14 protein-coding genes are annotated in these 11318 nt (G+C 33.8%); 6 read left to right on the top strand and 8 right to left on the bottom strand.

Annotated features, from left to right (window positions below; genetic code table 11):
• On the top strand, positions 1-352 hold a 352-nt coding region (locus ABJI11_RS01845), incomplete at its 5' end, for a galactosyltransferase-related protein (protein WP_348348885.1).
• On the opposite strand, the gene ABJI11_RS01850 is transcribed toward ABJI11_RS01845, so the two are convergent.
• The 3 genes from ABJI11_RS01850 to ABJI11_RS01860 all read right to left on the bottom strand — a co-directional run bounded on the left by ABJI11_RS01850 (position 334) and on the right by ABJI11_RS01860 (position 3335).
• Positions 334-1128 (bottom strand): glycosyltransferase family 2 protein, encoded by a 795-nt coding sequence (locus tag ABJI11_RS01850; protein ID WP_348348887.1) that lies wholly within the window; start codon positions 1126-1128, stop codon positions 334-336. The genes ABJI11_RS01845 and ABJI11_RS01850 overlap by 19 nt on opposite strands.
• Before the next feature lie 270 nt (positions 1129-1398).
• Positions 1399-2475, bottom strand: coding sequence for a glycosyltransferase family 9 protein (locus ABJI11_RS01855; RefSeq protein ID WP_348348889.1), 1077 nt, complete (start codon positions 2473-2475; stop codon positions 1399-1401).
• Positions 2476-2519: 44 nt separating this feature from the next.
• A complete protein-coding gene (locus ABJI11_RS01860) occupies positions 2520-3335 on the bottom strand; it encodes a 2,3,4,5-tetrahydropyridine-2,6-dicarboxylate N-succinyltransferase (protein WP_348348891.1) in 816 nt (271 codons plus the stop codon).
• A gap of 99 nt (positions 3336-3434) precedes the next feature.
• Between ABJI11_RS01860 and ruvX the strand changes: the two genes are divergently transcribed.
• From ruvX to ABJI11_RS01885, 5 genes are all read left to right on the top strand, one after another.
• Positions 3435-3845, top strand: coding sequence for a Holliday junction resolvase RuvX (ruvX, locus tag ABJI11_RS01865; RefSeq protein ID WP_348348893.1), 411 nt, complete (start codon positions 3435-3437; stop codon positions 3843-3845).
• Entirely contained in the window at positions 3846-4436 is a 591-nt protein-coding gene (gene def / locus ABJI11_RS01870; RefSeq protein ID WP_348348895.1) for a peptide deformylase, read from the top strand.
• 62 nt (positions 4437-4498) lie between these two features.
• Positions 4499-4927 carry a DUF5606 domain-containing protein gene (locus ABJI11_RS01875; protein ID WP_348348897.1) on the top strand — a complete coding sequence of 143 codons (429 nt, stop codon included), beginning with the start codon at positions 4499-4501 and terminating at the stop codon, positions 4925-4927.
• Positions 4928-5146: 219 nt separating this feature from the next.
• Positions 5147-6235, top strand: a complete 1089-nt coding sequence (locus tag ABJI11_RS01880) for a PAS domain-containing sensor histidine kinase (protein WP_348348899.1) — start codon at positions 5147-5149, stop codon at positions 6233-6235.
• A 26-nt stretch (positions 6236-6261) separates the two neighbouring features.
• Positions 6262-6648 (top strand): response regulator, encoded by a 387-nt coding sequence (locus ABJI11_RS01885; protein WP_348348901.1) that lies wholly within the window; start codon positions 6262-6264, stop codon positions 6646-6648.
• Positions 6649-6699: 51 nt separating this feature from the next.
• On the opposite strand, the gene ABJI11_RS01890 is transcribed toward ABJI11_RS01885, so the two are convergent.
• From ABJI11_RS01890 to ABJI11_RS01910, 5 genes are all read right to left on the bottom strand, one after another.
• The gene (locus ABJI11_RS01890) at positions 6700-8313 is read right to left on the bottom strand and encodes a family 20 glycosylhydrolase (protein WP_348348903.1); all 1614 of its coding nucleotides are present in this window, start codon (positions 8311-8313) and stop codon (positions 6700-6702) included.
• A 5-nt stretch (positions 8314-8318) separates the two neighbouring features.
• Complete coding sequence (locus tag ABJI11_RS01895; RefSeq protein ID WP_348348905.1) at positions 8319-9008, bottom strand: GDSL-type esterase/lipase family protein; 690 nt, start codon at positions 9006-9008, stop codon at positions 8319-8321.
• 4 nt (positions 9009-9012) lie between these two features.
• Positions 9013-9888, bottom strand: coding sequence for an alpha/beta hydrolase (locus ABJI11_RS01900; protein WP_348348907.1), 876 nt, complete (start codon positions 9886-9888; stop codon positions 9013-9015).
• A gap of 4 nt (positions 9889-9892) precedes the next feature.
• The gene (locus ABJI11_RS01905) at positions 9893-10654 is read right to left on the bottom strand and encodes an MIP/aquaporin family protein (protein ID WP_348348911.1); all 762 of its coding nucleotides are present in this window, start codon (positions 10652-10654) and stop codon (positions 9893-9895) included.
• A 178-nt stretch (positions 10655-10832) separates the two neighbouring features.
• Positions 10833-11318 (bottom strand): SMP-30/gluconolactonase/LRE family protein (locus ABJI11_RS01910; protein ID WP_348348909.1); only part of this gene is annotated, 486 nt, incomplete at its 5' end.

Consider the following 11318-nt stretch of genomic DNA (forward strand, 5'->3'; position numbering starts at 1 on the left):
ATTTAAGAATAATAAACTAACTGCACGGGGTATTATTTCTAAAGTATTGAATTGGGTTACTCCAACTAATGCAAGCTGGAACGGTCATAATTCTTCTGGTTGGAAAAAAGATATTGAAAATGTAAACGGTTTTGATGAGCGTATGCAGTATGGCGGTCAAGATAGAGAGCTGGGCGAACGTTTGTTCAACTTTGGTATAAAATCTAAGCAGTTAAGATATAGCGCGGTTTGCGTGCATTTAGATCATAAAAGAGGGTATAAAACACCAGAATCTATTGCTAAAAATGTGGGAATAAGAAATGCGACTAAAAAGGAAAAAAGTGTGTGGACACACTATGGCATAACCAAATAATAGGCTAATTCATTTTTCTGCTCCAGCCTTTTTAATTCTTTGTAGCGTTCCAAAACGCCCAATCCATTTAAATAACAAATGGTAAAACCTTTTTTGCCATCTAATATACCAAGGCGCAAGATGTAATGGTTAAAAAACTTCCAGCCGGTTTTTAGAACCATCATTACGTAGCTGAATTTCTTTTCTTTGTAAAATGATTCAATAGCTTTTAAACGGCCATACTTCAACATTTTACTTTTATAGTCTTCGTAGTTTTTGTAGCAGTAATGCGTCAACTTTTCTTTAAGAATGCCAGATGCTCCATCGACGTCCAATGTTTCGTGAACAATTTTACAATCAGAAAATACAGCTTTACTTTTTCTAAATAGGCGATAGTTCTTATCTGTTTGCCATCCACTGTAATTCAATTTTTCATTTTTGAACATGAATTGACGATAAAACCAGAAAGCTGCTATGTCAGTATCGCTAGATACTGTTTCTGTAATTTCATTTTGTAAGGCTTCAGAAACTATTTCATCTGCATCTAAAAATAGTACCCAATCATTTTTAGCTTGTTTTAAAGCAAACGATTTTTGAGCTGTAAAATTCTCAAACGGATTTTGAATGACCTTTACCTTTGGATGTTTTTCTAAGTATTCAAACGTTCCATCGGTACTAAAAGAATCAACAACAATAATTTCATCGGCAAATGAAACAGACTCGATACATTTTTCAATGTAGCCAATTTCGTTATACGTAATCACTAAAGCGGTAAGTTGTTCTTTTGTGGCAATCATATTTTCCAATTTGATAGTTTCGCTCTAATCGGAGCGAACAAAGTTATAACAAAAAAAGAATTAAAAAATTGTGTTAAGAAGTAGAATTCTTACGCAATTGAAATCCAGTGTTATAGCTAGGTTCAGTTTATAAGAGGGTGCATTTTAGAAAGGTTGCGTTCAATTATCAAAAAGTTTTTTAGTTTTATGATAACTACAATAATTAAGGAATAGGTTGTTAAATAGGCAATAAAACCTATGTCTGATTAGTGTGTTGATAATGAATAAGTGCTAAGATACTTGCGATTCAAGATAAGCTATGACCTGGTCCTTGAAAAGTGCTGGATTAAATTCTTTATATAATAATTCAACATTTTCCTTTCTTTCTTTTTTGGATTTGTTTTGTATGAGTGCCGGCTTAAAATCGTTAAGATGAACAGCCCAGTTCTTTGGGTCGCTATGATAGGTAAACCAAGCTTCTTTAGAAATCCAAGGTGAGAAAATCGCAAAATTTGGAACGCCTAAAGCTTTTGACATATTTGATGCTCCGCCTTCATTTCCAAAGTATCCATTACATAGTTTTAATAATGCTAAGAAATCTCTCAATGAATTACAAAAAATTTCTTCATGTATACAATTCTTAGAATTTTCAGAACAGTAACTTAACAACTCTTGAACACTTGATTTTTGATCTGGTGTATAATTGAGAAGTATATTAATACTTTTAATATCGGTTATTTCATTGATTAATTCCGCGAGATATTTTAAGGGATAGGTTTTGTCATCACTACTACCTTTAATACCAACCATAAGTGTTGGTTTAGATAAGTCAATATTTGAATTCACTAAAAGGTCTTTAGCTTTCGTTAATTCATCTTCTCTTAAAAAAATCTTTGGAGCTAAATTTTCTTCTTTTAATTTATTGATTAAAGGTTTCAATAATAATAATCTATTTTCAACCGCTAGACCCAATTCGGTATCAGTAGATTTAGAGTAGGTGAATAAGTCTGTGTATATAAATTTTGAATACCACTTTTCGTAAGAAATTTTAGTTTTCGCTTTAGAAAAATAGCTGATTAGATTGCTTTCCGTTTTGCAATACACATCAATAACTGCAGTATATTCCTCTTTTCTAAAACTCTTTAGAAATTTGTAGAATTTGCTTTTACTTTTCTTATACTCTTTTTTAAAAAGTATGATTTTATCAATGAAGGGGTTACCTTCAACAACGGGCAATGTATGCTCATTAATGACATAGTGTATAGTGGCATCGGGGAAATGAATTTTTAGATGTTCACATATTAGCGTGCTATTGAGTACATCGCCAATCATCTTTTGTTGAATCACCAAAAATTTATTTCCCGCCACAATTTTAATTTTAACTAAAAATCAAAATTAAATATAATTGTTGGTTAAACCGCTACATCATACTCCCTAAGTGCATCGTTCAATGATGTCTTTTTGTTTGTACTTTCTTTTCTTTTTCCAATAATCAAAGCACATGGTACCTGAAATTCACCAGCTGGGAATTTTTTGGTGTAACTACCAGGTATTACTACTGAACGTGCAGGTACAACACCTTTTGTTTCTACAGGAGTTTCACCTGTAACATCGATTATTTTAGTACTCATTGTTAATACCACATTAGCACCTAAAACAGCTTCTTTTTCAACTCTAACACCTTCTACAACAATACAACGAGAACCTATAAAGGCACCATCCTCAATAATAACCGGTGAAGCTTGTAATGGTTCTAGAACACCACCAATGCCAACGCCTCCACTAAGGTGCACATTTTTACCGATCTGTGCACAACTACCAACGGTTGCCCACGTATCTACCATAGTACCTTCATCAACATATGCTCCAATATTTACATAACTAGGCATTAAAATAGTACCAGCAGAAATATATGCGCCATGTCTTGCAACGGCATTAGGTACAACACGAATTCCTTTTTCTTTGTATCCTCTTTTTAATGGCATTTTGTCATGGTACTCAAAAATACCAGCTTCTAAAGTTTCCATCTTTTGAATAGGGAAATACATAACTACGGCTTTCTTTACCCATTCATTGATTTGCCATCCGTCTGCTGTTGGTTGGGCACATCTCAACTCTCCTAAGTCTAAAAGGTTTACAACTTCTCTAATACTATCTTGGGTTGCAGACTCTTTTAAAAGGTCTCTATTGTCCCATGCTTTTTCTATTTGAGCTCTTAATTCTGTCATTTTCATAAAATTTCCTCAAATATAAGTTGAAGTACATTAATTACCCGATTGCAACGGCACATATAACAAATTATCCTTTATTTTTGCCAAAAATTTAGTTTGGGAAAAATTCTTGCAATTGATTACGGAGAAAAACGTATTGGGCTAGCAGTTACCGATGATATGAAAATGATAGCATTTGGTTTAACTACTGTTAATACTCCTGAAATCTTTACGTACTTATCTGACTATGTTTCTAGCGAAAATGTTGATATTATTGTAGTAGGCGAACCCAAGCAGATGAATAATACCGCGTCTGAATCTGAAGTGCATATTGCACCATTTTTAGTAAAACTGGCAGAGAAATTTCCATCAATTCCTATTAAAAGGCATGATGAGCGTTTTACATCTAAAATGGCTTTTCAGACGATGTTAGATAGCGGGTTAAAGAAGAAACAAAGAAAGAACAAGGCACTTATAGACGAAATAAGTGCAACGATTATTTTACAAGATTTTTTAAAAACAGTATAAATGATTTTACCCATTATTGCGTACGGTGATCCCGTATTAAGAAAAGTAGCGGATGATATTGATAAAGATTATCCAAAACTGAATGATTTGATTGCTAACATGTGGGAAACCATGTATAATGCTAGTGGTGTAGGTCTTGCTGCGCCACAAATAGGGCTGCCAATTCGTATATTTTTAGTTGATACTACCCCTTTTTCAGGTGATGAAGATTTAACTGAGGATGAGCAAAAACAATTAGATGGTTTTAAACGAGTTTTTATCAATGCGACCATTGAAGAAGAAACTGGTGATGAATGGGCATTTAATGAAGGTTGCCTTAGTATACCTGATGTTCGTGAAGATGTAAGTAGAAAAGGTACTATAAAAATTACTTATTTAGATGAGAATTTTAAAGAGCATGAAGAAATTTTCGATGGTCTTTTGGCTCGCGTTATTCAGCATGAATATGATCATATAGAAGGAGTGTTGTTTACCGATAAATTATCAGCTTTAAAAAAGAGAATGTTGAAGGGTAGATTAACTAGTATATCTAAAGGTAAGGTTAACGTAGACTATCGTATGAAATTTCCTGCGATGAAAAAAGGACGTTAAAATGCCTTTATTATTAATAGAAAAGTGTAATATTTGTCCACTTTAAAATTTTAAAAGAGTTTATGGGGTTAGAGAAAATTTTATCCGTTGCAGGAAAACCAGGTTTGTACAAACTAATTACACAGACCAGAACTGGCTTCGTTGCAGAGTCTTTATTAGACGGTAAAAGAATTACGGTAAGTTTACGTAGTAGTGTTAGTGTATTATCTGAGATTGCAATTTATACCTTAGAAGAGGAAGTGCCGTTAAGAGATGTATTTAAAAAAATACAGGAAAAAGAAAATGGAGGTAAAACATCTATAGGGCACAAAGAAGAGAAAATTAAATTAGAAGAATACTTTTTTGAGGTACTACCTAATTATGACGAAGATCGTGTGTATGTGAGTGACATCAAAAAAGTAATTCAGTGGTACAATATATTAACCGATAATAATATAACTGATTTTTCTACTGAAGAAGTAGAAACTGAAGAAGCTGCTGGCGAAGAATAGTATTTTTTACACAGTATTAAATTTTAAAAAGCCCTTATGGGCTTTTTTTTTGTTTAAAACTTAGGATTAGGCTTTTTTACTATTTACTTAAGTTACTCATCTATAGTTTTTAGCCTTTCACCGACACCTTTCTTTCAAACATCAATGATTGATAAAAATAAGATTTATAATACTGCAAATTTGGAGTAAGAATTATAAGACAATCAAAATTTTATTGATATGAGTGTAAGCGATTATAGAATTGACTGTGAACTAAAGAGTGCTTTTTATAACAAATCATATTCACCCTTTGTGATTTTAAATAAAGACATGGATTTTGTAGATGTTAATGAAGCTGCTATTTCAACCATGGGTATTACAAAGGAAAATTTCATTGGTAAAAATATTCTTGATTTGTTTCCATATTTAAAAGATACAGAAAGGTATGACGCTTACAGGAATGTTATTGACACTGGTGTAACCATTGGTTTTGATGAACTATTGTTCAAAGGTGAATTTGCAGAGAGTAAGTTTATGTCCAAAGCTTTTAAAATAGGTGATTATTTGGGTATTACTACACTAGACGTAACTCATGTTATCGGTACAATTGAAAAATTAAAGAAAACTCAGGACTCTTTAAAGGAAGTCAACACAAATTTAAAAAAGAAGAATCAAGAGTTAGAGGAATTCTCTTATGTTGCCGCTCATGATTTAAGGGCTCCTCTTACTAACTTAAAGAGTTTGGTTCAAATGATGAAGGAAGTAAACCCTACCACAGATAGCATGGATCCGCTAGTTGATAAGCTTAGTACGGTTGCTCAAGTAATGTGCGATAAAATTAGAGCCTTAAATATGGTTATTGCTATAAAATCTAGTTTTAACGATACAAAGGAAGATGTAAGCTTTTCAGATACTATGGCTAGTGTAAAAAGTATGCATTCAAAAGAAATTATAGAATATAGAACAATTATAAAAGAAGATTTTTCTAGTAGTCCTCAAATACACTATAATCAAGCTCAATTAACTAAAATTTTAGATAGCCTTATGTCTAATTCCTTAAAATATAGACATCCTAAAAGAAAATTGAGCATTAAGGTTGAAACTAAAATTGTAAAAGGCAAAACACAGCTGGTTTTTAGGGATAATGGTCTTGGTTTTAATCAAGATTTATCTGATAAGATTTTTACATTGTTTAAAAGAATGCATACTCATGTAGAGGGGCTAGGTATAGGCTTATACTTAACTAACTCTATAATTAATGATAACGGGGGCAGTATACAGGTAAAAAGTCAAGTAAATAAAGGAACTGAAATAACTATCATATTTTAATATAAACATTAATAAAACTAAATACCATGATCAAAATATTATTAATTGAAGATGATGAAGTAACTAACTTCATAGCAAAAACAAACCTTGAGAAATTTGGATATAAAAACATTTCTATAGCATTGAACGGACAAGAAGGTTTAGAATACTTGAAAAATAACAACTGTCCGGATGTCATCATCCTTGATATTAATATGCCTGTATTAGATGGGTGGGATTTTTTGGAAGCTACTAGAAAGTTAAACTTTTGTACCAATGTACCTGTTATAATAGCAACTTCTTCATCTAGAGAAGATGACGTAGCAAGAGTAAGAACTTTTGAAAATGTAATGGAATATTTAGAAAAACCATTAAACTTTAAAGAATTAAATTCTATAATATCTAAAGTAAGTTCAAAATCTGTTGATTCATAAAAAAAGCCTTGATTGATTTCAATCAAAGCTTTTTTAGCGTCTTTTTAAAGATTAGTCTTTACTAATAGTTTTGTAGGTGTAATCACTTTTTTTCCAATCTATGAGTTTAGATGGGTAGTATTTTACGTCCATTCGGTCAAGAAAAGGAGCTTGCTCTGCTAGCCTTTTTTTATAGTTGTCCCAATCTCTATTCTCTTTAATACTCCAGCTTAATTCAGAATAACCAATAATTCTTGGAAAAGCCAAATATTCAAGTTCATCTATATTACTAATTGTTTCAGACCAAAGTGGAGCTTCTACACCTAGAATATTTTCCATAGGAATTCCGTATTCTTCAGGTGTCCAAATATATGCGGTATCTACAGGTATATATGCTGCCCAGTGAAGTCCAAATTTAGATAAAGTATCATACTCCATATCTAAATAAGCTTTTTTAGCAGGCGAAACTATAATCTGCATTCCTTTGTCTACCGCTTTTTTAGCATTCTCTTCACTTGCCCACCATTGGGAAATTGAGGTAGAATCTACATTTGCTATAGCAACTTCATCCCAGCCAATCATGCGTTTACCATGCTTCTGTACTATTTTTTCAACCTTATTGATGAAGTATTTGTAGTCTTTCTTTTTAGTTACATGGCTTTCATCTCCACCAACGTGAAAATACGGTCCTGGTGTTATGGCAGAAATTTCTCTAACTACATCGTCTATAAAAGTATATACCGTATCCTTATGAGTATCAAATGTGCTGAAACCAACACGCATGCCTTCATATAATTTAGGGGTTTTCCCGTTTCCGTTAAGGAATGGATAAGATACTGATGCCGCATTGGTATGACCAGGCATATCAATCTCAGGGATAATGGTCATGTACCTTTCTGCTGCGTAACGCACTATTTCTTTGTAATCTTCTTGAGTGTAAAACCCACCAGATTCACCGCCAACTTCGGTGCTGCCCCCAACTTCTGTTAGTTTGGGCCAAGATTTAATTTCAATTCTCCAGCCCTGATCATCACTTAAATGTAGGTGCAAGACATTGATTTTATAATATGATAATAGATCAATATATTTTTTTACATCTTCTACGCTGAAAAAGTGTCGTGCCACATCTAACATAGAACCTCTATATGCAAAGTTAGGATTGTCAATAATCTTACCTGAAGGTACGGGCCATATTTTCTGTAAGGCTAAAGTGTCGTTACTTTTTAAGGGTACCAATTGCCTTAGTGTCTGTATACCTCTAAAGGCACCTTCAGCGGTGTTAGAATTAATTATAATAGAATCTTGATTAATGTATAGCTGATAGCCCTCTGGCGTTGCTAAATCTGTGCTATCGCTCTGGTTAATGTAAATTACCCTTTCTACCGTATTGGCGCCTTCACTGTTTACGGGAATAGTAAGATTAATTTTGTCTTTTAATTTATCTGCTAAAAATGTACCTACTTCTTCAAAACCAGTGGCATTTTTAGAAGTGTAGATTGCAGTAAATTGATCTAAGGCAAAAGCGGAATTGGTGGGTATTGTTTTTAAAGGCTTTGGTATCAAACTAGCTTTAGACAGGTCGGTCGTCGGCATAGCAATTCGTTCTTTCTTTTCTTCGGTACAAGCTATGAACAGTACTATTAAGCTTGCAAAAAATAGACTTCGAATACAGAAGGTCTTTATCATTTTAATTAAGGTTGGTTAACTAAATCTTTCATGGCTTCATACCAAATATCGTAACCTTTTTGGTTCATGTGAAGTCCGTCTTCAATAAAAATATCGGTTTTTAGCTTTCGTTTGTTCATCATTGGTTTCCAAACGTCTACATAAAATAGGTTAGGGTCGTTTTTAACAAAACGGTTCATTTTTCTATTTAACCTTTTGTATTTATTTCTGATTTTCCATCGACTGATACTTGGTTTTGCCGATATTAAAATAACCTGTGTAGATGCATTTTTAGCTTTTATTCGACGGATGATCTCTGTGGTGGTATTAAGAACATCATTAGGACTTTTTTTTGACCATAAATCATTATCACCCTCGTAAATAAATACTTTTTTTGGATTGTAGGCTAATATTAATTCATCTGTAAATAGCAATAAATCTGATGCTTGTGAACCTCCAAAGCCACTATTTACAATTTGATGTTTTGGAAATTCTTCCTTTAATTTACGCCATAATCGTACACTTGAACTTCCTGTGAAAACGATGGTCTCTTTACTTGAATCCCAAATACTGTCATATTTAGCAGTGATATCTTTTACCTCGTTTGTAAATACATTTTCTGTTTGGGCAAGGCTTGATAGTGAAACTAACACTGCAAAAAAGGTTAGTATTTCTGTTTTTATTAAGTTATTTGAAAGAGGTGATATTATAAACATGTTATTATTTTTTTGCGGCTTCGGTAAATTCTTCCGTCAATGCCCATTCGTGAAATCTAGCTATCCAATTGTCAGAAGGCAGATTTTGTTTTTTCATTCCAAATCCGTGTCCGCCTTTAGAATACATATGCATTCCTGTATTTTTTCCATTTGTTAACCAGGCGGAATATAAATCTGCACTTGGCTTGGCTAATCCTAATGGGTCATCAGTGGCACAAATCACTAACATTGGTGGTGCATCTTTTGGCACATTATATTCGCCTATAACCGTCATCCAAGGATAAATAGGTACTATGAAATTTGGTTTGTTTGCCTTGGTATAATTAAAGGTGACGCCCATGGCAACCGCGCCACCTGCTGAAAAGCCCATAAACCCAATTTTGTTGGGGTCTAATTTCATTTCATTGGCATTTGTTCTTACATAGGTAATTGCAGCTAGACCATCTGCAACAGAAAGTGGTAAAACGGGAGTAACACGCTCTCCAATTTTTGCAGGGTTGGTAGCACCTTCATCTGTAATTTCTTTAATACCATCAATACCCGTAGGCACTAATCTGTATTTTAATACAAAAGCGGTTATACCGTGTTTGTTAAGCCACTTAGCAACAGATCTACCTTCACTTTCAATACTTAAACCGTAAAGTCCACCACCAGGCGCAACAATTACACTAGTTCCGTTTGGTGTGTCCGCTTCAAAAATTTCTAGTCTAGGTACAGAGACATTGGAGACTACTTCATTTTCCCAAATGTCAGAGTAATATTCTCGTTCTGCTGTAGGCCATGTTACATCGGCACTTTTTTCATAAGGTAGGTCAACCATTTTTTGGGCAAGTACATTCATAGATATAAAAATACAAGTAAGTAATATAAGATGCTTCATTTTTTTATTTTATTGTTTCAATAAACATGTATAATAGAGCTGCCAATACTCCTCCAATAATAGGACCAATAATTGGTACCCATGCATAGCCCCAATTACTATTTCCTTTATTCTTAATAGGGAGAATGGCATGCAACAAACGCGGGCCAAAGTCACGAGCAGGGTTAATGGCGTAGCCGGTTGGTCCGCCCAAACCAAAACCAATACCCATTACTAATAAAGCTACTGGTAGTGCGTCTAAAGAACCTAAAGATACAGCACTGTCGCCCATACTACCACTGGCAATATAGAATACCCCAAAAACAAGTGCAAAAGCACCGATGATTTCAGTCATCAAGTTCCAAAACGGACTTTTAATAGCTGGTGAAGTGGAGAAGGTTGCTAAAATAGCATCGGTATCTTCTGTAGCTTCATATTGTTTTTTATAATTGAGCCATACTAAAAAGTTACCCATCATGGCACCTAAAATTTGCGCAACAACATAGCCTGGTACCAATGCCCATGTGAATTTTCCGGCAACGGCAAGTGCAACTGTCACGGCAGGGTTTAAGTGAGCACCGCTGGCATCGGCAGAAATAAACACACCTATAAATACTGCAATACCCCAAGCTAAAGAAATGCCTGTCCATCCCGCATCGGCTCCTTTTGTCCCCTTCAAAACAATATTGGCAACAATGCCGTTACCAATTAGAATCAACATGGCAGTCCCAATAAATTCAAAAATATACGTAATCATAGTTTGGTTAGATTTTAAGTCGTTTAAGATAATTAAAATCGAGGAATTATGAATATTCAAAAGACTTTGTTGTGTTATTGATAATTTACGGTGTGGAATTATGTAAATGTCAACACTTCTTGAATTTGACTATGTCACGAATTCAAGGTAATATGCTATTTAAGCAAATAATAAAGTGATTTTATATGCTCATTAATTATGTTTTTTTCTAATACCTGACACCGCGAACATTCGTTTGTAGGGTATATACAGATCCCATAGCCGTAATAAACAATATGTCTTGATTTTTACCACCAAAAGTTACATTTGCTGTCCAGTTTTCATGAACAGGTATGTTCTGTAAAAACTCTCCCTTAGAATTGAAGATGGTCACACCTTCGCCTGTTAAATAGATATTTCCTTTATTATCTATTGTCATGCCATCAGAGCCCATATTTGTAAATAGTTTACGATTGCTTAAGGTTCCATTCTCTTGAACGGTATAGGAATATGTTTTTTTATCGCCGATATCGGCAACGTAAAGTGTTTTACCATCGGGAGTTCCAATAATGCCATTTGGTTGCACAAATTCTGATGCTACTATAGTTACTTCTTTTGTTTCAGGTGCTATGTAATAAACATTTTTGTCAACGATTTCTGCTTCGGTTCTGGTCCAGTATTCTCTTTGATAGTAAGGGTCTGTAAAGTATATGCC

The organism is Maribacter sp. (assembly GCF_039968975.1).
In the GTDB taxonomy this organism is placed as follows: Bacteria; Bacteroidota; Bacteroidia; order Flavobacteriales; family Flavobacteriaceae; genus Maribacter.